This window comes from Pseudomonas sp. Y5-11 (assembly GCF_022368695.1).
GTDB classification, from domain to species: Bacteria; Pseudomonadota; Gammaproteobacteria; order Pseudomonadales; family Pseudomonadaceae; genus Aquipseudomonas; species Aquipseudomonas parakoreensis.
Genome location: NZ_CP058974.1, coordinates 678,110 through 701,761 on the forward strand (window position 1 = coordinate 678,110; position 23,652 = coordinate 701,761).

23 protein-coding genes are annotated in these 23,652 nt (G+C 60.0%); 6 read left to right on the forward strand and 17 right to left on the reverse strand.

Annotated elements, in window-relative coordinates; translation table 11 throughout:
* Window positions 1-91: 91 nt before the first annotated feature.
* From HXW87_RS03075 to tssA, 12 genes are all read right to left on the reverse strand, one after another.
* On the reverse strand, window positions 92-1,612 hold the full coding sequence (locus HXW87_RS03075; protein ID WP_239778417.1) for a sigma 54-interacting transcriptional regulator: 1,521 nt from the start codon (window positions 1,610-1,612) through the stop codon (window positions 92-94).
* A 10-nt stretch (window positions 1,613-1,622) separates the two neighbouring features.
* The gene (gene tssH, locus HXW87_RS03080; protein WP_121182768.1) at window positions 1,623-4,280 is read right to left on the reverse strand and encodes a type VI secretion system ATPase TssH; all 2,658 of its coding nucleotides are present in this window, start codon (window positions 4,278-4,280) and stop codon (window positions 1,623-1,625) included.
* Between the two features lie 11 nt (window positions 4,281-4,291).
* Window positions 4,292-5,299: a type VI secretion system baseplate subunit TssG gene (gene tssG / locus HXW87_RS03085; protein WP_041071592.1), complete on the reverse strand. Its 1,008-nt coding sequence runs from the start codon at window positions 5,297-5,299 to the stop codon at window positions 4,292-4,294.
* A complete protein-coding gene (gene tssF / locus HXW87_RS03090) occupies window positions 5,263-7,050 on the reverse strand; it encodes a type VI secretion system baseplate subunit TssF (protein WP_007962320.1) in 1,788 nt (595 codons plus the stop codon). Before tssF ends, tssG begins: the two co-directional genes overlap by 37 nt.
* A gap of 69 nt (window positions 7,051-7,119) precedes the next feature.
* Window positions 7,120-7,542: a hypothetical protein gene (locus HXW87_RS03095; RefSeq protein ID WP_239778418.1), complete on the reverse strand. Its 423-nt coding sequence runs from the start codon at window positions 7,540-7,542 to the stop codon at window positions 7,120-7,122.
* Window positions 7,543-7,549: 7 nt separating this feature from the next.
* Complete coding sequence (locus HXW87_RS03100) at window positions 7,550-7,963, reverse strand: hypothetical protein (protein ID WP_182403050.1); 414 nt, start codon at window positions 7,961-7,963, stop codon at window positions 7,550-7,552.
* Window positions 7,964-8,015: 52 nt separating this feature from the next.
* Complete coding sequence (locus tag HXW87_RS03105; protein WP_182404625.1) at window positions 8,016-8,945, reverse strand: DUF6402 family protein; 930 nt, start codon at window positions 8,943-8,945, stop codon at window positions 8,016-8,018.
* A gap of 12 nt (window positions 8,946-8,957) precedes the next feature.
* Complete coding sequence (locus tag HXW87_RS03110) at window positions 8,958-9,482, reverse strand: PAAR domain-containing protein (protein WP_223007035.1); 525 nt, start codon at window positions 9,480-9,482, stop codon at window positions 8,958-8,960.
* An 11-nt stretch (window positions 9,483-9,493) separates the two neighbouring features.
* The gene (tssE, locus tag HXW87_RS03115) at window positions 9,494-9,901 is read right to left on the reverse strand and encodes a type VI secretion system baseplate subunit TssE (RefSeq protein WP_041071603.1); all 408 of its coding nucleotides are present in this window, start codon (window positions 9,899-9,901) and stop codon (window positions 9,494-9,496) included.
* A 9-nt stretch (window positions 9,902-9,910) separates the two neighbouring features.
* Window positions 9,911-11,386, reverse strand: a complete 1,476-nt coding sequence (tssC, locus tag HXW87_RS03120) for a type VI secretion system contractile sheath large subunit (RefSeq protein WP_003229584.1) — start codon at window positions 11,384-11,386, stop codon at window positions 9,911-9,913.
* A 25-nt stretch (window positions 11,387-11,411) separates the two neighbouring features.
* Window positions 11,412-11,915 carry a type VI secretion system contractile sheath small subunit gene (tssB, locus tag HXW87_RS03125; protein WP_003229587.1) on the reverse strand — a complete coding sequence of 168 codons (504 nt, stop codon included), beginning with the start codon at window positions 11,913-11,915 and terminating at the stop codon, window positions 11,412-11,414.
* 32 nt (window positions 11,916-11,947) lie between these two features.
* Complete coding sequence (gene tssA / locus HXW87_RS03130; RefSeq protein WP_047297308.1) at window positions 11,948-13,510, reverse strand: type VI secretion system protein TssA; 1,563 nt, start codon at window positions 13,508-13,510, stop codon at window positions 11,948-11,950.
* 753 nt (window positions 13,511-14,263) lie between these two features.
* Here tssA and HXW87_RS03135 point away from each other — a divergent pair.
* Complete coding sequence (locus HXW87_RS03135; protein WP_047297309.1) at window positions 14,264-14,620, forward strand: hypothetical protein; 357 nt, start codon at window positions 14,264-14,266, stop codon at window positions 14,618-14,620.
* Window positions 14,621-14,715: 95 nt separating this feature from the next.
* On the opposite strand, the gene HXW87_RS03140 is transcribed toward HXW87_RS03135, so the two are convergent.
* From HXW87_RS03140 to HXW87_RS03150, 3 genes are all read right to left on the reverse strand, one after another.
* Window positions 14,716-14,991 (reverse strand): HU family DNA-binding protein, encoded by a 276-nt coding sequence (locus HXW87_RS03140; RefSeq protein ID WP_003213368.1) that lies wholly within the window; start codon window positions 14,989-14,991, stop codon window positions 14,716-14,718.
* A gap of 190 nt (window positions 14,992-15,181) precedes the next feature.
* Entirely contained in the window at window positions 15,182-16,330 is a 1,149-nt protein-coding gene (locus HXW87_RS03145) for an FAD-dependent oxidoreductase (protein WP_239778419.1), read from the reverse strand.
* A 20-nt stretch (window positions 16,331-16,350) separates the two neighbouring features.
* Window positions 16,351-16,518 (reverse strand): rubredoxin, encoded by a 168-nt coding sequence (locus HXW87_RS03150; RefSeq protein ID WP_007920267.1) that lies wholly within the window; start codon window positions 16,516-16,518, stop codon window positions 16,351-16,353.
* 201 nt (window positions 16,519-16,719) lie between these two features.
* On the opposite strand from HXW87_RS03150, the gene HXW87_RS03155 reads away from it, so the two are divergent.
* Entirely contained in the window at window positions 16,720-17,280 is a 561-nt protein-coding gene (locus HXW87_RS03155) for a chorismate lyase (protein WP_095667994.1), read from the forward strand.
* A complete protein-coding gene (gene ubiA, locus HXW87_RS03160; protein ID WP_047297312.1) occupies window positions 17,280-18,170 on the forward strand; it encodes a 4-hydroxybenzoate octaprenyltransferase in 891 nt (296 codons plus the stop codon). The genes HXW87_RS03155 and ubiA overlap by 1 nt, the downstream gene beginning before the upstream one ends.
* 61 nt (window positions 18,171-18,231) lie before the next feature.
* Here the strand turns inward: ubiA and HXW87_RS03165 are convergent, their stop codons facing one another.
* Window positions 18,232-18,609, reverse strand: a complete 378-nt coding sequence (locus HXW87_RS03165; protein ID WP_041071626.1) for a hypothetical protein — start codon at window positions 18,607-18,609, stop codon at window positions 18,232-18,234.
* Between the two features lie 151 nt (window positions 18,610-18,760).
* On the opposite strand from HXW87_RS03165, the gene phoB reads away from it, so the two are divergent.
* The 3 genes from phoB (at window position 18,761) to HXW87_RS03180 (ending at window position 22,275) form a co-directional block, all read left to right on the forward strand.
* The gene (phoB, locus tag HXW87_RS03170) at window positions 18,761-19,450 is read left to right on the forward strand and encodes a phosphate regulon transcriptional regulator PhoB (RefSeq protein ID WP_003229608.1); all 690 of its coding nucleotides are present in this window, start codon (window positions 18,761-18,763) and stop codon (window positions 19,448-19,450) included.
* 74 nt (window positions 19,451-19,524) lie between these two features.
* Window positions 19,525-20,811: a phosphate regulon sensor histidine kinase PhoR gene (gene phoR, locus HXW87_RS03175; protein WP_217436730.1), complete on the forward strand. Its 1,287-nt coding sequence runs from the start codon at window positions 19,525-19,527 to the stop codon at window positions 20,809-20,811.
* A 123-nt stretch (window positions 20,812-20,934) separates the two neighbouring features.
* Window positions 20,935-22,275, forward strand: a complete 1,341-nt coding sequence (locus HXW87_RS03180; protein WP_007962298.1) for a hemolysin family protein — start codon at window positions 20,935-20,937, stop codon at window positions 22,273-22,275.
* Between the two features lie 186 nt (window positions 22,276-22,461).
* On the opposite strand, the gene HXW87_RS03185 is transcribed toward HXW87_RS03180, so the two are convergent.
* Window positions 22,462-23,358, reverse strand: coding sequence for a M23 family metallopeptidase (locus HXW87_RS03185; protein WP_182403075.1), 897 nt, complete (start codon window positions 23,356-23,358; stop codon window positions 22,462-22,464).
* Window positions 23,359-23,652 lie beyond the last annotated feature (294 nt).

A 23,652-nucleotide genomic window follows, 5' to 3' on the forward strand; every position in this document is an offset into this window, starting at 1 on the left:
ACTGCTGCGCAGCCGATCGGGGATGAATCCCCTCGCCACAGATAAGCCGTTCAAGACAGGAGTTGTGCACACTGCAAGAGACAGGTTCAGGTCAACCATCGAAATCACCCAGGTTGATATTCAACCGCCCGAGGCGGTACAGCAGGGTGCGGCGTGGCAGGCCCAGCTCGCGGGCGGCGAGGGTCTGGTTGCCGTCGTTTTTGCGCAGGCAGTCGAGCAACAACGTGCGTTCGACTTTTTCCAGGCGTTCGCGCAGGTTCAGGCCGCTGTGGTCTTCGGGCATCGGCTCCATGCGCAGTGAGAAATGCTCGGCCAGCAACTCGCCGCCCTCGCACAACAGCACCGCGCGTTCGACCAGTGCCTTGAGTTCGCGCACGTTGCCGGGGAAGGTGTAACCGGACAGGTGTTCCAGCGCCGCGCTCGACCAGCGCACCGGGTCGCGCTGCAAATACGCGCAGGTCTTCTCGGCGAAATGCTGAGCCAGTTCGAGGATGTCGCCTTCGCGCTGACGCAAGGCCGGCAGCTCGATCGGGAACTGCGCGAGACGGTAATACAAGTCCTCGCGGAATTTGCCTTCGCTGACCAGTGTCGACAGATCGCGGTGCGTCGCGGCGATGATGCGCACGTCGATCTTGTGCGTGTCGTTGGAACCCAACGGGCGGATCTCGCCCTCCTGCAACACCCGCAGAATCTTCGCTTGCAGCGACAGCGGCATGTCACCGATCTCGTCGAGCAACAGCGTGCCGCCGTTGGCCGCATCGAACAGCCCCGCGCGGTCACGATCAGCGCCGGTGAAGGCGCCTTTGCGATAGCCGAACAGCTCGCTTTCCAGCAGGTTTTCCGGGACGGCCGCGCAGTTCTGCACGATGAACGCCTGAGAGCGACGCGGTCCGCAATCGTGAATCGCCCGGGCCACGACTTCCTTGCCGGTCCCGGTTTCGCCGCGCAACAGCACCGTGTACGGGCTGTGCAGGACTTTGCTGATCAGCGAATGGGTCTGGCGCATGGCGGCGCTTTTGCCGATCAAGCCGTAACCACTGATGCTCGGCACACTGCGCGCCACCGTGGCCGACTCGGCCAGCGGCTGGCGCAGACGCTGCAGCAAGTGCAATTGTCCGAGCACGAACGAGCCGAGCTGACCGAGCGAATCGGCAAAGCCTTGCAGGTCCACACGGCGACGGCTGGCGCACAGCAGCAAGCCTTCGACCGCTTTGTGCTGATTGACCAGCGGCACGCACAGCAGCGATTGCCACGGTGTCGCCGCAGCCGGCAGAAAACTGGTCTCGTGCAGGCTGCCGCTCAGGTCGTCGAGGCAGACCACGCGGTTCTGACACAGGGCAAACTGCAGCAGCTGCTCACCGTTGTAGTCCGCCGGCAGGCTGGTGGCGGCGCGCGGTTGCAGCGCGCCGTCGAGGCACTCGGCGTTCATCCCCAGGCAGGTGTGGGTGGCGTCGAGCAGGTACAGCTGGGTCAATTCGCAACCGCTCAGCTCGGCCAGGCCACGCACGAAGTCACTCAGCAGCGCAGCACCGTCCGCCGCGCGCGACAGGCTGGCGAACTGCGCCAGCAACGCTTCGGCGTAGACCAGTGGCTGCGGCACTTGAGTGAACATCACACCCACCTCAGGCGAACTCGCACGTCACGCTGGCGTTGCCATCGAGCGTGGCATGCACACGCTTGAGGCTTTCACCGGTGGCCATCGCATCGAGCAAGCGGTCGGCCACCAACGGCAGCACATGCTGATCGAGCAAGTGGTCGATCAGGCGCGCGCCGCTTTCGCTTTGCGTGCAGCGCTCGGACAGGTGATCGACGAGGTTCTGACACCAGCTGAAATCCAGCTGACGGCGATTGAGGCGCTCGCCCAGACGACCGAGTTTGATCTCGATCAGCTCGCGCAGCACCGGGCCGCCGACCGGGTAGTACGGCACCACTTTCATCCGCGCCAGCAAGGCCGGTTTGAAGTGTTTGCTCAGCACCGGACGGATGGTTTCTTCCAGCAGCTCGGCGGTCGGGCGGGCGCCGTCTTCGCAGAGGTCGCTGATCTTGTCGCTACCAAGGTTCGAGGTCATCAGGATCAGGGTGTTGCGGAAGTCGATCTCGCGACCTTCGCCGTCATTGGCCACGCCCTTGTCGAAGATTTGGTAGAACAGGTTGAGCACGTCAGGATCGGCCTTTTCGACTTCATCGAGCAGCACCACCGAGTACGGCTTCTGACGCACCGCCTCGGTGAGCATGCCGCCCTCGCCGTAACCGACGTAGCCCGGTGGCGCACCGATCAGACGCGAGACGGTGTGCTTCTCCTGGAATTCGGACATGTTGATGGTGGTGATGAAACGGTCGCCGCCGTACAGCAGGTCAGCCAGGGCTAGCGCGGTTTCGGTCTTGCCGACGCCGCTCGGGCCGACCAGCAGGAACACGCCGACCGGCGCATCCGGTTTGTTCAGACCGGCGGCAGTGGCGCGCATCGAGCGATCCAGCGCGTGCACGGCTTGTTCCTGACCCCGGATGCGCGTGCGCAGATCGGTAGCGAAGCTGGCGACCTTGGCGTTGTGTTCGCGGGCCAGTTGCGCCAGCGGCACGCCGGTCCAGGCACTGATCACTTCGGCCACCAGACGCGGGCAGACTTCGAAGCTGACCAGACGCTCTTTGACTTGAGCCGCGGTCAGGGCGCTGTGGGTCTGGTGCAGTTCGGCTTCCAGCGCTTCAACGCTCTGGCCTTCCTCGACCTCGGCGGCGATGGTTTCGATCACCGTGCCTTCGGCGTCTTCTTCAACGCTGACAGTCGGCTCGACGGCGGCAGCTTCGCGGGCCTTGGCCAGTTGCTGGCGCAGTTCCAACAGGCGCTCGGCCAATTGTTTCTGTTCAATCCACAGCGTTTCCAGCGCCACCTTTTCGCTTTCGGCTTCGTCCAGTCGCGCTTCCAGTGCATCCAGCGCTTCGTGGTCGATCAGCAGACCGGCCTCGGCATCGCGACGCAGGGCCTGACGCTGGCGACCACCTTCAGCCAGTTCGCCACGCAGGCGTTCGAGGCTTTCCGGGGCAGCGGCAAGGCTGATGCGCACGCGAGCACAGGCGGTATCGAGCACGTCGACCGCTTTGTCCGGCAGCTGGCGACCGGCCAGATAACGCGCCGACAATTCCGCCGCCGAGACCACCGCGTCATCGCGCAGGTAGATGCCGTGGCTCTTCTCGTAGACCTGCGCCAGACCACGGAGGATGGTCACCGCTTCGCTGACGGTCGGTTCGTGCAACTGCACCGGCTGGAAACGCCGGGCCAGCGCCGGGTCCTTCTCGAAGTATTTCTTGTACTCGGCCCAGGTGGTGGCGGCGATGGTGCGCAGTTCGCCACGGGCCAGCGCCGGTTTCAGCAGGTTGGCCGCGTCGGATCCGCCGGCATTACCGCCCGCGCCGATCAGGGTGTGGGCTTCGTCGATGAACAGGATGATCGGTTTCGGCGAGGCTTTGACTTCGTCGATCACGCCTTTGAGACGCCGCTCGAATTCACCTTTGACGCTGGCGCCGGCCTGCAGCAAGCCCATGTCCAGCGACAGCAGCTCGACGCCCTTGAGCACCTGCGGCACTTCACCGGCCGCGATGCGCGAGGCCAGGCCTTCGACGATGGCGGTTTTACCGACCCCGGCCTCACCGACCACGATCGGGTTGTTCTTGCGGCGACGGGCAAGGATGTCGACCATCTGGCGGATCGCGCCATCGCGGCACAGCACCGGGTCGAGTTTGCCGTCGCGGGCCTGTTGGGTCAGGTTGTGGGTGAAGCGCTGCAGCAGCGATTCGCCCTGCGCCGCCGGCTTGCCGCTGGCGGCCGGTTGCTCCTGTTGCGACAGGGCAAATTCCTTCAGGCGATCGATGTTCAGTTTGGCGAGCAACGGCTGGTAACGGCTGCCGGCGTAGCGCATCGGGTTGCGCAGCAGCGCGAGGATCAGCGCGGCGTCTTCCACCGAGGTCTGGCCCAGTTCGAGGTTGGCCACCAGCAGCGCGTCTTGCAGCCACTGCACCAGTTCCGGGGCGAACACCGGGTTGCGCGAGGCGCTGTGTTCAACGCGAGATTGCAGCGCAGCGCTCAGTTCACCGGCATCGACATCGGCATCCTGCAAGGCGCGCGACAGCAAGCCGTTCGGACGTTCCAGCAAACCCAGCAGCAGGTCTTCGACGAGGATCTTGCTGCCGCCACGGGCCACGCAACGTTCGGCCGAACGCTCCAGATCACGACGGGTTTCGGCGTCCAGCGCCTGGATGAGTTGTTGCAGGTCTACGTTGATCATGGCTCACGTCCTTAATGAATTTTGCTGCCCAGGGTGACCACGCCGTCTGCTTTCTCGCAGCCCAGCCAACTGGTCCAACCCAGGCGACAGTCGTTCTTCTCACCAATGCGCAGTTCGCGGATTTCTTCCGGGCGCAGCACCAGGCGAATGTCGTAATCGAGCGGGTCACGCAGGGTGAACCGCACCAGCGCGCACAGCGGCTGGTAACCGAAACCGATCGGCAGGAATTCGTGGAATCGCTCCCAGTCGAGTTCGGTGATGTGAATGCGGAATTTGCCGCTGCGGTCGCGCACCCGCTCGCCCAGCACCAGGTCTTCACCGAGCAGGCTGTTGGCGCGGCCGAGGCGGTTGCGCTGCTCGTCGAGAATTTCCACGCGGCGCTCGATGCACTGCTCGATGACCAGGTCTTCGTGCTTGAAGTAGTAACGCAACACCGCTTCGATCAGCGCCGCGGAGTGCGCGCGCAAGCTGAGCAAGCCGAGGTACGGCAACAGGCGCTTCCAGTTCAGTTCCTTGGCCTTGCGGATCTCGTCGCCACCCAGACCGATCAGCGCAAACAGCTGCGACGAGAACGGGTCGATCGCACCGCTCTGGAAGCTGGCGCGATAGCGGTACTTGCGCCAGATCGGCAGCATCAGCCGTTGCAGGCGATGGTGGAACAGGTCGAGGAAATTGCGCGTCGGGTTGCCGTCCTCGCTGTCGCCCAGCGCTTGTTCGCCGTAGAACGCCGGCAGCGGCGAACCGGAGCCGACCAGCCCGATCAGATTGAAACGCATGCGCGCGCGCATCTGCCCGTGCTCTTCGAAAAACTCCACGCGATCGACGTCGCTGCGCGGAAAGCCCAGGCTCGGGTTGGCCTGAAACTCCACCTGGTCGTACAGATCGTCTTCGCTCAGGTACGGGTGTGCTTCGCGCAGCCGGTCGATCACCAGCAGCACGGCCTGAAACAGCGAGTACTCGCGTATTACCTTGGTCAGCCCGCTTAAAGCAGGGGCTGCAGGCCCATACGTGGTGTCCATTGGTACACCTCTCCCTGTGTGCTTTTTACCCGCAGCTCGTGGTACGAATTGAGACTGGCGTAAAGCGCGAAAAACTCGTTAAGAACCGAGGCGAAAACGAACAGGTCGCCTTCGCCGATATACCCTTCCGGGTCGATGGTCAGTTCGGTGCGCAAACCGCGCACCGGCAAGCCACGGTGCAGCCGGTCGACGTGGTGGTGCTTGATGTGCTTGAGGCCGCCGAGCAGGCGTTTGCTGACCTTCTCCGCGTGCTGGTCGTAGTAGCGCGGCAGGTCGTAGGTTTCGAGAATCACCTTCAACGCGTTGACGTCGGCCAGCGACAGATAGTTGAGCGACATGTTGCTGATCAGCTTCCACAGGAAGTCACGGTTCAGCGGCGGCGCAAAGCTCGACGTGGCCGGGGTGATGTTGCGGAAACTGAGGAACTCCGGGGTCTCTTCGCAAGCCATGCAGATGTCGCCAAGCTTGAGCTTGCGCGGCAGGTTCTGGTTGGTGCAGATCAGCTCGATCGACAGGGTTTCGTGGGCTTCGGTGTGGCGTATGCCGAAGCTCAGGTAGGTGTCGAGGCCGTCATGCAGCAAGGATGAACGCTGGCGGATGCTGTAATGCGGACGGCTGTTGGGCACGTCGAAACTCGGGTCGTGCTCGAACGACTCGAACGGCACGTACTCCTGATAACCGAGGCCGCCGGGCTTCCAGCCGGTGACTGTTTCCACCGAGAACACGCCGCAGTTTTCCAGATCGTATTCCGCCGGCAGCAGCAGGTATTCATCCTGCTTGCCGTCGAGGCGGATCGGCAGCGCATCGTGGGCGAACAGGTTGGCAATCGGCGTGCAGAACAGCTTCACGTTATCCAGGGTCGGCCGCATGCGCATGATCCCGCTCTTGCGGATATCGAAACGCAATTCCAGGCCGCGCATCTGCTTGAGCGTGTCTTCCGGCAGCGCCTTGAGGATGTCCAGACCGTTGACGTCGACGAACAGGAACTTGTCCTGGAAGGCGAAGTATTCCTGCAGGTAGCGATAGCCACGGAAAGTGTTCAGCGGATACGGGATCAACGCTTCTTCTTCGGCAAAGCCCACCGGCTTGACCCGGTCTCCGGGAATCTTGAACGCCATCGGCTTGCCCGCCACGCCATCGATTGGCTTGCCGGCACCGTCGAGCGGGATCAGTTCGATGCCTTCCAGGTTGCGCAGCAGGCTCAGGTAGAGCATCTGGCTGATGTAGCGTTCGCCGGCAAAGTGCAGGCGCAGTTTGCTCAGCTCCAGCTCACCGAGGTGACCGTCAGCGCTCATTTCCAGACGCAGGCTGAGCAGCGAACCGTCGCCCTTCACCGAGTAGTTCAGCGCGGCCAGATCCAGCGGCAGGACTTCGGTCGGGTAGCAGGTGCGGAAGCGGCAACGCACGTCTTCGATCGGTTTGCTCTCAATCGGCGTATCGCGCTCGACCACCAGCGCCGGGCCAGAACGCTTGAGCGGATCGAACTGCAAAATGCTGAACGCCGGCAGCGGGCGCATGTAGTTCGGCCACAGCAGTTGCATCAGCGAATGGCTGAGCTCTGGCAGCTCGTCATCGAGCTTCTGCCGCAGACGCCCGGTTAAGAACGCAAAACCTTCCAGCAACCGCTCCACATCCGGATCCCGCCCGGCCTGGCCCAGGAACGGCGCCAACGCCGGACTACGCTCGGCGAAACGGCGACCGAGTTGGCGCAGTGCGGTGAGTTCGCTTTGGTAGTAGTGGTTAAAGGACACGGGTTACCTGCCTGGTAGTGGAACTCATGGAATAACTGTCCTGCGGATTACGCTCGATGTCCGACCTGGTCATTGGATTACACCTGCAGGCTGACTTGGCTGAATGCGACCTGCGATGTTTCGCAAAGTCCAACGCAACTCGATGACTTGAGTGGTGAGGATCGCCAGCAACGTGACGCAGCCTTGAGCTACGCCGTAAAACAGCGCTCTTAACGGGTTGTCGGGTAGCATCCAGAGCAGGATGAAGCCCACCATCAGAAAAAGGATGGCCAGCTTGGCGACCAGACCTGGAATCAGCGCAACGATCAGGTTGACGCCCAGAAAAATGTAAAACAGTGCGTAAGTCGCAATGCCGATGGCGACACCATGGGAGGTAAACCCGCCGTTAAAAAGCCTGTAAGCATGCACAACCGCGTCATTCAAAAATGCATACGCCACGCATCCGAGAGCGTGGATTAACAGGCATAGGGCGAGACGAACGTAGCTGTTCATACTGCTATCAATTTTCCAGAATCTCGTAGGGTGTATTACTGATGAAAATATTCAGCCAGTTTTCTTCCCATTGCGGCATGGAAATTATAAAAGCCTTATCTTTCTTTTCGAAGGTGATCCAAGTAATTCCAACCTCAGCATCATCTTCGAATGTGCGCATATCCAACGACTGCGTATCATACAACGGGGTTCGATATACCTTCCCTGGCTCTTTCGAGTCGATAACTCTTAGATACGCCATACCGCCAAGCATAAAGATCCTGCCGACACGCACATTCTCAATTGTGTAGCGGCCCGAGGGGCTAGCTGTAGTTGTACTTGCGGGATACCCTAGCATTGAATTTACGCAATAAACGAGCAATGCAATCAACACCAAGAGCAAACTGACAGGCACTAGCCATTTCTTTTTAAGCGTAGTCATTTTTTCGCCACACCCACTTCGACAGCGATTGTACATGAGCAAAAAATGCGCATCATTTATTCCAAACATTAATAACTGTCACGGGAACATTCTGATATTTGATATCAGACAAAACCTGGAAATCACCGCCTTTTTTAAATTCCGTTCGATATTTTACAAAATGAGAATTCGTAATATAGAAATAACGCGAGCTTTCTATTTCCCGAAACATCGCCTGAGAGTCTTCTGCACTGATATAGGGGTTTGAAGCGATGTCTGACTTCATCTGCGCCGCACCGGCATTTGCAGTGGCCGCATAAGCCGGGTTGGCTATACCATCGAAGTTCCAGAACCCCAATGGCTGACTGAAATTGTCATCCGGTGCGTCATTGAAGTCATAGGCGTCCTCAGCGTAAAAACCGATTCGCTCCACAAACAGTTGAATGCTGTCTACGGAAACAACCAACTTTCCCTCTGGAAATACGCGGACGTTAAAGTTTGCCAGCGCAGCTCGCAATTCATCAGTCTTCTCTATTAAACCGAATTTAACTGCTCGATTATTACTGTATCCAAACTCTTCAACCTTCCTGGCGCTAGCAAAATTAAAAGGATAGACACCCGGCGCCGAGCCAAGATACTTATCTTTAATTTTCTTGCTTATATTATTGCGGCCTGCAGGATTATCCCAAGCAGATTTAAGCTTTTCAATGACAGTTTTCGCAGGCTCAAATTTTTCCAACCAAGCCATTTTTACGATGGTGTCATTTACGTAGGCGATGTCAGCAAGAGCAATATGGTCTTTAACCTCTTTACTCATGGCACCATCGGCAGTTGGCCATGGTTTGCCATCAAACCAATGGCGCATCAGCTTCGCAGCAACTGGCCACTTCATCTTATCCATTGCATCAGGTATATCTGTGATTTTGAATTGACGGACAGCTGCAGACTTACCAGTTTGGTTACTGGCCGGCGTCAGACTTGATGCTATTTTCGTATCCGCCATAACAAAATCCTTTTATCCAATTACGACTTCAGATTGCTGTTCAATAATCAACTCATAGGACTCCGCTACAGAGGACGAGATTTTTTGCGTCTTCCCGTCGGCTCCCGTGACGCCACTGATAACTTTCCCCGAGGCTGTTTTGAAACTGTATGCCACTCCCGCCAATGGCTTCCCGGAGTCCTGACAATTGATGACGTAGTGCTCGTTAAACGGCCACTTGATCTCCACCGGCAAAGGCGGCACAAACGGCGCCGGCGAGTGCGAATTACCGATAATCACCGTCCCGGAACCTGCCGTGACCTTGTTGCCATGAGAACCAACCGAACCTACCGTGGCCGCCGGTTTGCCATTGATCAAAACCGTGGTCGCCAGATCGCCGACCAACGCACCACCACACGCCGAGGCATCGCCTTGGCGGGCGGCCGCGAGGCCGTCGAAGAACACGTCGCCGGAACCGGCGGCGATCGGGTTGGTACCGTGGCCAGGAAGTGGGCAAGCGGTGGGGTCGGATACGCGTGCTGCGGGTTTGCCAGACATCGGGAATCTCCTTAGGTGACCTTCACTTGACCGCTGCCATCCAGGCGCGCGGAAAAACTGACCTGACGCTTGAAACCCTCGACTTCCAGCAGGCCTTCGATGCTGAAGGCCAGCCGTAGCTGGTCGTGGTCACGCGGCAGGGAAATGACACGCACGTTGCTCAGGCGCGGCTCGTAGGCTTCGATGAAGTTTTCGATGGCCAGACGGGCCTGACTCAGGGAGTCGTGCAGGCTCAGACGCATGTCATTGAGATCGGGCAACCCGTAGTCGGCCAGCGTTTGCACGCTGCCGGCCCGGGTGCTGAGCATTTTGGCCAGATGGGCAGCCACTGACGCCATGGCACAAGCCTCAAGGCTGTTGCCCTTGCGTAGTTCCGCGTCGCCGTTGAGGCGTTCGAAGAGGCTGCCGTATCCGTCCATGAGTCGCTCTTACTCTTTGTCCAGCTTGCCAACCAGCGACAGGGTGAAATCGGCACCCATGTACTTGAAGTGCGGACGCACGTTCAAGCTCACGCGGTACCAGCCCGGCTCGCCTTCAACGTCGCTGACGATCACTTGCGCAGCGCGCAGCGGACGACGGCCACGCACTTCGGCGCTCGGGTTTTCCTGGTCGGCCACGTACTGGCGGATCCACTTGTTCAGTTCCAGCTCGAGGTCGGTACGCTCTTTCCACGAACCGAGTTGCTCGCGCTGCAGCACTTTCAAGTAGTGAGCCAGGCGGTTGACGATCATCATGTACGGCAGTTGGGTGCCGAGCTTGTAGTTCAGCTCTGCCGCCTTGCCTTCTGCGCTGATGCCGAAGAACTTCGGCTTCTGCACCGAGCTGGCGGAGAAGAACGCCGCGTTGTCGGAACCTTTGCGCATGGTCAGGGAGATAAAGCCTTCCTCGGCCAGTTCGTATTCACGACGGTCGGAGACCAGAACCTCGGTCGGGATCTTGGTTTCGATTTCGCCCATGCTTTCGAAATGGTGCAGCGGCAGGTCTTCAACCGCGCCACCGCTCTGTGGGCCGATGATGTTCGGGCACCAGCGGAATTTGGCGAAGCTGTCGGTCAGCTTGGTGCCGAACGCGAACGCGGTGTTGCCCCACAGGTAGTGCTCGTGGCTGTTGGCAACGGTTTCCTTGTACACGAACGATTTGACCGGGTTTTCTTCCGGATCGTACGGGTTACGCAGCAGGAAACGCGGCACGGTCAGGCCGACGTAACGGGAGTCTTCGGAAGTACGGAAGCTCTGCCATTTGGCGAATTGCGGGCCTTCGAAGTGGTCTTTCAGATCTTTCAGATCCGGCAGGCCGGTGAAGCTTTCGAGACCGAAGAATTTCGGGCCGGCCGCGGCGATGAACGGCGCGTGGGACATGCAGGAAACGCTGGCCACGTATTGCATCAGTTTCACGTCCGGCGAGCTTGGGGACATGAAGTAGTTGGCGATGATCGCGCCCACCGGCTGACCACCGAACTGGCCGTATTCAGCGGTGTAAATGTGCTTGTACAGGCCCGACTGCATGACTTCCGGCGAGTCTTCGAAATCGTCCAGCAGGTCTTCTTTGGAGACGTTGAGGATTTCGATCTTGATGTTTTCGCGGAAGTTGGTGCGGTCGACCAGCAACTGCAGGCCACGCCACGACGATTCCAGCGCCTGGAAATCCGGGTGGTGCAGGATTTCGTCCATCTGACGGCTGAGCTTGGCATCGATCTCGGCGATCATGCGGTCAACCATGGCTTTCTTGACCGGCTCACCGTTGTTCTGCGGCTTGAGCAGTTCTTCGATGAACGCCGACACGCCACGCTTGGCGATGTCGTAGGCTTCGTCGTCCGGGGTCAGACGGGTTTCGGCGATGATGCTGTCGAGAATGCTGTACTCGCCGCTTTCGGCGCTCTTCTCTTGTGCTGCGCTAGTGCTCATTGTGTTGGCTTCCTTGGCTGGAGTCTCAGGCGTCCGGGGCTGCGGCGTTCAGGCCCAGCTCACCGAGTACGCGACCGCGGGATTCGTCGTCGGCGAGCACGCCTTCGATCGCTTTACGGAACGCAGGTGCGTTACCCAGCGGGCCTTTGAGGGCCACCAGCGCATCGCGCAGTTCCATCAGTTTTTTCAGCTCAGGCACTTGCTCGACCAGGCTGGCCGGGTTGAAGTCCTTCATCGAATTGACGCGCAATTGCACAGCCAGCTCGTCGGCCTCGCCATCTTCCTGCAGACGGTTCGGCACGCTCAGCGTCAGACCCAGTTCTTGCTTGGCCAACACTTCGTCGAAGGTCATCTTGTCGATGCTGATCGGCTTGCGATCTTCGATTTTGCGATCGTCCTTGCGGTGGGTGTAGTCACCGATTGCCAGCAGCTTCAGCGGCAGTTCAATCTCTTCCTGAGCACCGCCGGTGGCGGGTTTGAAGGTGACGTTGATGCGTTCCTTGGGGGCTACCGAGCCTTCTTTGGCCATGGCTTTTCTCCTTGCGGTTGTGGCCCTGGGGCCTATTCGAGTACCACTTCGAGATCGAGGTGGCACAGCCTGCGATAAATCTCTTCCTTGCGTTCACGCACTGCATGGTTCTGCGGCAACAGCTCGCAGCAACTGTGCAGCAGGTGCAGCACTTCCAATGCAAGATCGGGCTCCCAGGCGTGCAGGCCTGAGTCCTGTAATGTCTGATCGAGGGTTTCGAGCTGGTTTTTGGCCAGTTCGTATTTCTTGGCCATGAAGCACAGCCGCGCGAGGGCGAACTGCCAGAAGAACCGCTCGCGTCCGCCGTGGGCCGTTTGCAGGCCTTGCTTGAGAATCTGCACGGCAGGCTTGAGGCCTTCCTTGCGCAGCAGCGGCAGCACGTCCTGCAGGGCTTTTTCCCAGGCGGGCTGGGTCTCGACGTCGTCGGTTTCGACCTTGCGCGGCGCGCTGGCGCTTTGCAGGTGCGGCATGACATTGCCGGCGATCCACGCCCGGGTGGACGGATCGGCAAACGGCGCACCGTCATGAAAGCGACATTCGATAATGCCGGGCAGGCGCTGAACCAAAAGCGCGAAGTGGATTTCCACTTCGCGCATTGCCATCTCGGCGTTGAGGTTCTGGAGACACTCCCAGACCATCCTCTGGCCGTCGAACCAGAACGGCGCCTTCGCCAGGCTCGCCTCCAGTTCCACCAGCAGGTCGGCGTATTTGCCTTGATCGAAACGATCCTGGTACTGCTTGAGCTTGTCCACCGGCAGACCGCGCAACACGGTGATCTGCTCGGCGTTGCGCTCGGGCACCGCGTCGATCGGCAGCCACAGCAAGGTACGGTTCAGACGCAGGGCGCGCAGGTCGGTGGCCTTCTGCTTGAGCCACCAGGCACACAACGGACGCGCGCTTTCCTGCTGGGCGCGCAGTGCCTTGTAAGCGTCTTTTTCGTTGTCGATCGGTGCGCCGGGGGTCAGCAGCTGGCTCGCGGCCTGCTTGACCTGCGCCACCGCCGCACCCACCACACCAGGGGCCGGCTGATTGTCGGCGGCACGCTGGATCATGGTTTTCAGGCGACGCGAGAGCGGCAACAGCAGCGGCGCATCGTCGCCCAAATGTTCGGTGCACGCGGCATCGAGACCGGCCAGGTGCTCGGACAACTGCCGGAACATCGGCAGTTGCTCCTTGATCGCGATGTTTTCGGTGAGTACCTGCTCCAGGCGCGGCACCAGCCAGCCGATGGCGGCGGCACGGGTGCGCGGTTTGAGCGGATGAACGTCGGCCCAGTGGTTTTCCGACAGATGGTGCAGCAGACCGAGGCCGGCCAGCAGCCCGGGGAAGGATTCTCGCTGGTACAGCGACCAGGTCAGCCAGGCGCCGACACGCAAATCCTTGGATTGGGTACGCAGCAGGTTTTCGCTGTTTTCACGGATTTTCAGCCAGTCGATCTGTCCGCTTTCGTGCATCGACGAGGCTTTGGCCAGCTCGCTTTCCAGCGCCTCGAATTCGCTCGAAAAACGAACGTCTTCGCCCGCGAAATTCTCTTTGGAAACAGAGACTTTTGCGAGTTCGAGGTAATGGGCGGAAAGTTTGCTTGAGTAGGACATCCATGGCCTTTATTCAGGATTACAGTCAGGCGCCTGTTGGAGTTACCGCGGCGCGGGACAGTATCGAAGAGCGGTGAAGCGACTCATCCAATTGAGATGTGCTCTTTCAAGTGGGCGCATCGTAATCACTATGATGGCCACTAGCAAGCATCTGATTAAACAACAAGACGAAGTGTTCATTGGGCTGTGTAAGAGATCACCCTATATATGGCAGGGGAATCCCTGATGGCGAATTATATTGTGAACATTCGCCCTGCGCCCTCAAAACCCTTGATCCAGAGCGGCCCGATCCAGCTTGCACAAATCGCATCGAACATCCGGCCCATTACACGGCGGCCAGCATGACAACTCTCGAAAAAAATAGAAGTAGGATTCTTCCGAAAACCCGCCGGATTTTACAAACAATTCACTGGCGACAACGCGCAACAACAAAAGTGCCATCAAATTGATGGCAATTCATTTTTCTGAAACTTTATTCATCTCGTGAATGCTGCACTTCAGTGCCAACTCAATAATTATCGAAGTGCGATCCAACAGTCATTTCCACCCCTTAAGCAACACTTCCACGCCGAAAATACTCTGATAAATGTCAGGGATAATTCTTACATCGTTTTATTTCCCACGTTGCCAGCTTGCCTTGGTAAATTCTTTTCGACCGGCAATGTCAACCAGACCGGCTGACTGTTGAGCCACGGTCCGAAGCCTGCATCTCATTCGGCTCCCGAGCCCGGAGCCGCCAAGGAGCTTTACCTCATGGAATTGAAACCCCTGTTGTTCGCAGCACTGATGTCGCTACCCGTCACTCAAGCCTCTGCAGAGACACCGCCACTGGATGGTCATTACTATCTGACCGGCGCAATGGAAATGGGCGCTGAATTGCTGTTGCGCAAGGACGGCACGTTTGACGCCGGCGTGGCGTATGGCAGCGCAGACGGCTTTGCCAAGGGCACCTGGCGGGTGGAGAACAACACCGTGACGCTGAAGAGCGAGACCAAAGCGGCGTCGAACAGCGATTTGTCTGGCCTGTTTCAGGATCTGCAACTGGCCATCGAACCGAACTGTCTGGCCGTGGATTTCGGCAACGGCAAGGCCTGTTTCCGACGTCAGTAAGCCGATGGGCAGCCACAAAAAATGGGCACCCGACCGCAATCGGTGTGCCCATTTTTATTGCAGTTCTCCCTGCTTGTCAGGGAGTTCGCCGCAATTTAAGGATTGACGCTGTCTTTAAGCGACTTGCCTGGCTTGAATGCCACGGTGTTGCTGGCTTTGATCTTCACCGGCTCACCGGTTTGCGGGTTCTTGCCGGTGCGGGCGCCGCGGTGGCGTTGCAGGAAGGTGCCGAAGCCCACCAGCGTGACGCTGTCCTTGCGGTGCAGAGCGCCGGTGATTTCTTCGAGGACGGCGTTGAGAACGCGGTTGGCCTGTTCTTTGGTCAGATCCGCTTTTTCAGCGATTGCAGCGGCGAGTTCTGGTTTACGCATTAGTGAAGCCCCTTTGACGGTTTTTTGTTGTTATGTCCGTGCTGTTCTCGTTGGAACAGCGCCCAAGGCGCCGCAGGCTCTACTCTGCGGCAGACGGGAGTGAGAATGGCACGCGGATACCGGCGGCGCCAGTCTCCCCGCGACCTTTGTAGGGGCAAAAGCGGGGTGATTCCGACAGAACGACCGGTATTTACGCCAGCAGGGGCGGAAGCTGTTTGTTCAGGGCGAGTTTTTCCATCACTGCCGCGCCGGTCAGCGCGTAGCCGAGCAACTGACCCTCGGCGCTGTGGCACAGGGCCTTGATGTCGGCGCCCTGCCCTTCGACGGTCCAGACGCCTTCGCTGCCCCGTGGCGGTGGCGACACGACCAACGGGCACACCGGGGTTTTCACCGTGATCGGCATCGCGCCGTAGCTCACCGCCGTCGGATTACCCGCCAGGGTTTGTGCCAGCGCACGTGCGCAGCTCATGAGGGGCATCACGTACAACAGATTCAGCCCATCGACCTCGGCGCAGTCGCCCAGGGCGTAGATATTGGCGTGGGACGTTTTCAGATACCGGTCGACAACAACGCCGCGATTGACCTGCACCCCGGCCGCTGCGGCCAGATCAATGCGCGGACGCAGGCCGATGGCCGACACCACCACATCGCAGGCAATCACCTGACCGTCGGACAGATGCGCTTCCAGCCCGTCCGCGACTTTTTGCAGGCGGGTCAGCACCGGGCCAAGGTGAAAACGCGCGCCCAGGCTTTCCAGCCCGGCCTGCACGGCGGCCGCAGCGGCCGGGTGCAGCAGCATCGGCATCACTTGCTCGCACGGCGCCACCAGTTGCACCTCGTAGCCGCCGAGGATCAGGTCGTTGGCGAATTCGCAGCCGATCAGGCCCGCTCCCAGCAGCAATACGCGGCGCTTGCCAGCAGCGGCGGCACGAAAGCGTGCGTAGTCTTCGAGATCGTTGATCGGGAATACCAGTTCGGCGCCATCGCCTTCGATCGGCACCCGCACGGTTTCCGCGCCCCAGGCGAGGATCAGGTCGCGGTAGTACACCGCTTCTTCGCCGATCCACAGGCGCTTGTGGCCGGCGTCGATGCCGCTGATGCGCGTGTGGGTGCGCACTTCGGCCTTCAATTGCTCGGCCATCGCGCCGGGTTCGGCCATGCTCAGGCCATCGGCGTCCTTGTTCTTGCCGAAACCGGTGGAGAGCATCGGTTTGGAGTATGAGCGGCCATCATCTGCAGTAATCAGCAGCAGCGGGGTTTCGCTGTCGAGCTTGCGAAACTCCCGGGCCAGGTTGTAGCCCGCCAGGCCGGTGCCGATGATGACGACAGGTGCGCTCATGCCTTACTCCTTGTTGGTGCTTAGTTGATTTCGATCATTTCGAAGTCGAGTTTGCCGACGCCACAGTCCGGGCACAGCCAGTCTTCCGGCACGTCCTGCCACAGCGTGCCCGGCGCAATGCCGTCATCCGGCCAGCCCTCGGCTTCGTTGTAGATCAGGCCGCAGACCACACATTGCCACTTTTTCATTCAGGTACTTCCTCAGGGTTTCAGGCTTTGGTCGGCGCGGACGGTCGATGGTGGTTGTGCTGCCGTCCGGCTCAGGGCGTTTTGTACTGAGGGTGCCGGGCAGATGCAAGCCTGTTCGGCGCAACGGCGACCCGGATCCATCAAATTCGCAGCACGCCATGTTAAGCTCGCCGCCTCATTTGCGGCCAATAATGACTCATTGTGCACCATTCAAATGCCTGCCCGGCCCCGCTCTGGCTGACTCAAAGCCGACTGACGCCCCTTCCCGATTCGTTGACCCTGAACTGGTTGTTCGACGAAGGCTCGCTGACCCGCCGCCTGACGCGGCTGTCGAATGACGGCTTCAGTGTCACGCCGCTGTTCGAAGGCTGGGACACTTTGCGCAGCGACGAATGCGCGGCGCTGGATCTGGCCGAAGGCAGCGAAGGCTGGGTGCGCGAGGTGTATCTGCGCGGTCACGGCGAAGCCTGGGTGTTCGCCCGCAGCGTGGCGTCACGCGCCGCCCTGCAAGGCGACGGCTTGCACATGGACGAACTGGGCAGCCGCTCGCTGGGCGAACTGCTGTTTTGCGACCACGCCTTCCAGCGCCGCGCCATCGAGGTCTGCCACTACCCGCAGGACTGGTTGCCGTCAGCCTGCCAGGCGCCCGAACTGTGGGGCCGCCGTTCGCGCTTCGACCGTGGCGCCTTGAGCGTGCTGGTGGCGGAGATTTTCCTGCCGACGCTGTGGAACGCCGCCCGCGCCCATCCGGAGAACTGCTGATGTACCAGAGCCTGCTCAAGTCCCTGAACCGCTTGAATCCACGCGCCTGGGATTTCATTCAGTTGACGCGCATGGACAAGCCGATCGGCATTTACCTGCTGCTGTGGCCGACGCTATGGGCGCTATGGATTGCCGGTAAGGGCGCGCCTTCGCTGGCCAATATCGTGATTTTCGTCCTTGGCGTGGTACTGACCCGCGCCGGGGGTTGTGTGATCAACGACTGGGCCGACCGCAAGGTTGATGGCCACGTCAAACGCACCGCGCAACGACCGCTGGCCAGCGGCAAGGTCAGTTCGAAAGAGGCGCTGGTGTTCTTTGCGCTGCTGATGGGCGTGAGTTTCCTGCTGGTGCTGTGCACCAATGCGCCGACCATCTGGCTGTCGCTGGGCGGCCTGGCGCTGGCGTTCACCTATCCGTTCATGAAGCGCTACACCTATTACCCGCAAGTGGTGCTCGGCGCGGCGTTCTCGTGGGGCATGCCGATGGCGTTCACCGCCGAAACCGGCGAACTGCCTGCCGCCGCGTGGCTGCTGTGGATCGCCAATCTGTTGTGGACAGTGGGTTACGACACCTATTACGCGATGACCGATCGTGACGATGACCTGAAGATCGGCGTGAAATCCACGGCAATTCTGTTCGGCGATGCGGACCGGGTGATCATCCTGACGTTGCAGGCGCTGTCGCTCGGCTGCCTGTTGCTGGCCGGGTCGAAGTTCGAGCTGGGGACGTGGTTCCATCTCGGCCTGCTGGTGGCCGCTGGCTGTTATGCGTGGGAGTTCTGGTACACCCGCGATCGCGACCGCATGCGTTGCTTCAAGGCGTTCTTGCACAACCATTGGGCCGGATTGGCGATTTTTGTCGGGATCGTGCTGGATTACGCGTTGCGCTGATCCACAAAAACCTGTGGGAGCGAGCCTGCTCGCTCCCACAGGGACGTAGTTACTGCAGGAATCAGTGTTTAGGCATGTGCCACATGTCCTTGAACCCTTCCCCCTTCATGTCGCCGGGTTTTTCATCCATTTTGAAGGTGTAAAGCGGCTTGCCGTCATATGCCCACTGCATGGTGCCGTCATCACGCTTGATGGGGGTGAATTTGCCTTCAGCCTTGGCACCCGCCGGCGCCATCATCGGTGGCCAGTTCTTCGCGCAATCGCCGTTGCACATCGATTTACCGCCCGTGTCCTTGTCGAAGGTGTACACGGTCATGCCTTTGTGATCGGTCATCATGCCGTCTTTCATCATGACCGGGTCGGCGGCGAACGCCATCGACGGTAATGCAACGGCAGCAGCCATCAGCAGGGCTTTGAAAGAAGCAGTCATTTGAGTCATGGAAACCTTCTTTTGTGGTTGTCAGGATTCGGACTTAGAGCTTAGCCCAGGATCACGCCAACCGCCGGACGACTAAAATACTGTCACACGACTGCAATAATTCCGTTATCTAATGCGGCGCAAGACAGTTAAATGACAAGAGGATTAAGGCATGGTTGGCAGGAGCATTCTGATCGTCGACGACGAAGCGCCCATTCGCGAAATGATCGCCGTTGCGTTGGAAATGGCCGGCTATGACTGCCTCGAGGCGGAGAACTCGCAGCAGGCACACGCCATCATCGTTGACCGCAAACCGGACCTGATCCTGCTCGACTGGATGCTGCCCGGCACCTCTGGCATCGAACTGGCCCGCCGCCTCAAGCGTGACGAGCTGACCGGAGATATCCCGATCATCATGCTCACCGCCAAGGGCGAAGAAGACAACAAGATCCAGGGGCTTGAAGTCGGCGCCGACGACTACATCACCAAACCGTTTTCCCCACGCGAACTGGTCGCCCGCCTCAAGGCTGTGCTGCGCCGCGCCGGCCCGACCGATGGCGAAGCGCCGATCGAAGTCGGTGGCCTGTTGCTCGACCCGATCAGCCACCGCGTGACCATCGACGGCCGTCCGGCCGAGATGGGCCCGACCGAATACCGTCTGCTGCAATTCTTCATGACCCACCAGGAACGCGCCTACACGCGCGGGCAGTTGCTGGATCAGGTCTGGGGCGGCAACGTCTATGTTGAAGAGCGCACCGTCGACGTGCACATCCGGCGCCTGCGCAAGGCCCTCGGCGATGCCTACGAAAATCTGGTACAAACCGTGCGCGGCACCGGCTACCGGTTTTCCACCAAGGCCTGATCCGACCGCCAGACTCGCTGACAAGGACCGTATTTTCCGTGAATCAAAACTGGCATGGCACCCTGATTCGCCACATGCTGTTGCTGGTCACCGCCTGCCTGGTGATCGGCTTGATCAGCGGCTATTACGGCTGGAGCCTCGCTGCCGGCCTGGGCCTGTATCTGGCCTGGACGCTCAAGCAACTGCTGCGCCTGCACGAATGGCTGCGTCTGCACCAACCCGATGAAGCACCGCCCGATGGCTATGGCCTGTGGGGCGAGGTGTTCGACAGCATCTACCACCTGCAACGCCGCGACCAAAGGGTACGCGGACGCCTGCAAGCGGTGATCGACCGGGTACAGGAGTCCACCGCCGCGCTCAAAGATGCGGTGATCATGCTCGACAGCGACGGCAATCTGGAATGGTGGAACCGCGCTGCCGAAACCCTGCTCGGCCTCAAGACCCCGCAGGACAGCGGCCAACCGGTGACCAACCTGGTACGCCATCCGCGCTTCAAGGAATACTTCGAGCAGGACAGCTACGCCGAACCGCTGGAAATCCCTTCGCCGACCAATGATCGGGTGCGCATTCAGCTGTACCTGACGCGCTACGGCAACAATGAACATTTGATGCTGGTGCGCGACGTCACGCGCATCCATCAGCTGGAACAGATGCGCAAAGACTTCATCGCCAACGTCTCCCACGAACTGCGCACGCCGCTGACGGTGATCTGCGGCTACCTGGAAACCCTGCTCGACAATGTCGAGGAAGTGAATCCGCGCTGGAGTCGCGCCCTGCAGCAGATGCAGCAGCAGGGCGGGCGCATGCAGACGCTGCTCAACGACCTGCTGTTGCTGGCGAAACTGGAAGCCACCGATTACCCGTCGGACAATCAGCCGGTGCAGATCGACACCCTGCTGCAGTCGATCAAAAGCGATGCGCAGCAGTTGTCCGGGCAGAAAAACCAGAAAATCACCCTCGAAGCCGATGGCAAGATCCTGCTCAAGGGCAGCGAGGCGGAACTGCGCAGCGCCTTCTCCAACCTGGTGTTCAACGCTGTGAAGTACACCCCGGCCGAGGGCAACATCCGCATTCGCTGGTGGGGCGACGAGCAAGGCGCGCACCTGAGCGTGCAGGACTCCGGGATCGGCATCGACAGCAAGCACCTGCCGCGCCTGACCGAACGCTTCTACCGTGTCGATTCCAGTCGCAACTCCAACACCGGCGGCACCGGGCTGGGCCTGGCAATCGTCAAACACGTGTTGCTGCGCCACCGCGCACGGATGGAGATCAGCAGCGTGCCCGGTCATGGCAGCACGTTCACCTGCCACTTCGCCCCGGCCCAGGTGGCCCAGGCACGGGCCATCAGCGCCGCCGAGTGATACCGGCCAGCACGCGCCACTAGGCAATCGCCAAGTCAGCCGCTACATTGGCTGACTTGCGTCTGCCTTTCAGGCGCGATTTTTTCTCTCTTACGAATCACACGGAACCTGCAAAACTCCATCATGGACCCTTCCCCTGGCTTGTCCCTCGCTACGATTTTCGCCGATTTCGGCATGATTCTTTTTGCTCTGATCCTGGTGTTGCTCAACGGCTTCTTCGTTGCAGCGGAATTCGCCATGGTCAAACTGCGCTCGACCCGGGTCGAAGCCATCGCCGACAAGAACGGCTGGCGCGGGCACATCCTGCGCACCGTTCACAGTCAACTGGATGCGTACCTCTCGGCCTGTCAGCTCGGTATCACCCTCGCCTCCCTCGGCCTGGGCTGGGTCGGTGAACCGGCGTTCGCGCACCTGCTCGAACCACTGCTGAGCGCGGTCGGCGTGCAGTCGCCGGAAGTGGTCAAAGGCATTTCGTTCTTTACCGCGTTTTTCATCATTTCCTACCTGCACATCGTGGTCGGTGAGCTGGCGCCCAAGTCGTGGGCGATCCGCAAACCCGAGCTGCTGTCGCTGTGGACGGCAGTGCCGCTGTACCTGTTCTACTGGGCGATGTACCCGGCGATCTACCTGCTCAACGCCAGCGCCAACGCGATTCTGCGCATCGCCGGCCAGGGCGAACCCGGCCCGCACCACGAACACCATTACAGCCGCGAAGAACTGAAACTGATCCTGCACTCCAGCCGTGGTCAGGACCCGAGCGACCAGGGCATGCGCGTGCTGGCCTCGGCAGTGGAGATGGGCGAACTGGAGGTGGTCGACTGGGCCAACTCCCGCGAAGACCTGATCACCCTCGAATTCAACGCGCCGCTGAAAGAAATCCTCGCGATGTTCCGTCGCCACAAGTTCAGCCGGTATCCGGTGTACGACAGCGAACGCCAGGAGTTCGTCGGCCTGCTGCACATCAAGGACCTGCTGCTGGAGCTGGCGGCGCTGGACCACATTCCGGAGTCGTTCAACCTAGCCGAGCTGACCCGCCCGCTGGAGCGCGTGTCGCGGCACATGCCGCTGTCGCAGCTGCTGGAGCAGTTCCGCAAGGGCGGCTCGCACTTCGCCGTGGTGGAAGAGGCCGACGGCAACATCATCGGCTACCTGACCATGGAAGACGTGCTGGAAGTGCTGGTCGGCGACATCCAGGACGAACACCGCAAGGCCGAGCGCGGGATCCTCGCGTATCAGCCGGGCAAGCTGCTGGTACGCGGCGACACGCCGCTGTTCAAAGTTGAACGCCTGCTAGGTATCGACCTGGATCACATCGAAGCGGAAACCCTCGCCGGGCTGGTCTACGAGACCCTCAAGCGCGTCCCGGAAGAGGAAGAAGTGCTGGAAGTCGAAGGCCTGCGGATCATCATCAAGAAGATGAAAGGGCCGAAGATTGTGCTGGCCAAGGTGTTGATGCTGGATTGATGGGTGTTTTGGGGGACGCTTCTGTGGTGAGGGGATTTATCCCCGATGGGTCGCGGAGCGGCCCTGTAATCTGCAATCGCTCAACTCCTGACTCAATGCCTTCAATGATTTTGGGACGGCTGCGCCGTCCATCGGGGATAAATCCCCTCACCACAAAAGCCCCTCCACAGCGGCCCCCTAACGGTTTTACTGTTTGCCCAGCGCAAAGTTGGGCAATGCCCCCAGCGGCTGGTTGAACTGATACGGAATCGACACCAGCCCCTGCCCGGTATTGCGCTGCACCACAAAGTGCAGGTGCGGACCGCTGCTGTTGCCGGTATTGCCCGACAGTGCCAGCGGGCTGCCGACCGTCACCCGCTGCCCCTCGCGCACGCTCACCGAACCTTGCTTGAGGTGCAGGTACACGCCCATCGTGCCGTCGTCATGCAGCACACGGACGAAATTGCCGGACGCATCATTGCCGCGCCCGCTCTGCGAATTTTCGGTTTTCACCACCACCCCGGCCCGTGCGGCGATGATCGGCGTGCCGACCGGCATGGCGATGTCCATCGCATACCGGTTCTTCGGCCCGTAATGGCTGTACTGGCCATTGGCGCCCTGACTCAGACGGAACGGCCCGCCCCGCCACGGCAACGGATAGCGATAGCTCTGCGCGGCGCCTGCAGGGTCACCCAGGGAATACTGAAATTGCGGTGAATACACCAGCGGCTGACCCTTGGTAATCGCTGTGAGCAGCGCCAACCGGGTATTACTGCGCGCAGGCAGCACTCGGCGGATGGTCTGGGCCGGCGCGCCACGCACGTTGCTCATCCCGGTAAACGCCAGCGCAATCTCGACCGGTGCATACAGATCGTTGCGCACGAACACCACGTCGGTACCCTTCTGCTTCTTGATGTCGAGGTACACCTGGCGCTCCAGATGTTCGACCATGCGGTCCTGAAACACGAACACCTGCGAGCCTTTGCTCGGCCGGTCGCTGTACGAGACGACACCGTTGGCATCGGTGGATTTGTAGATGGTCATGGCCACAGTCGAGGTGGAGGCCAGGAAAAGACCACAGAGAAACAGCAGGCGCGCGAGCATGGGCAGGAATCTATCGAAGGAAGGCCTGGAAAAGAGCCTAGCAGCTGAGACAGACCAGGCTAGTCGACAGATGTTTCAAATTGCCCAGCGCACAAAGCAAAAGATCGCAGCCTGCGGCAGCTCCTACAGGGAAATGCATTCCAATGTAGGAGCTGCCGTGTTGTGGTCGAATTTTTTTAGACCATGATGTAGGAGCGTCGATTTAAGGAAGCATCATGGGATATCGGGTTGTTACGTCAGAGGAAAAAGCAGAAGCCATTCGCTTGGTCGTGGAGATGAATTACTCCATCCCTA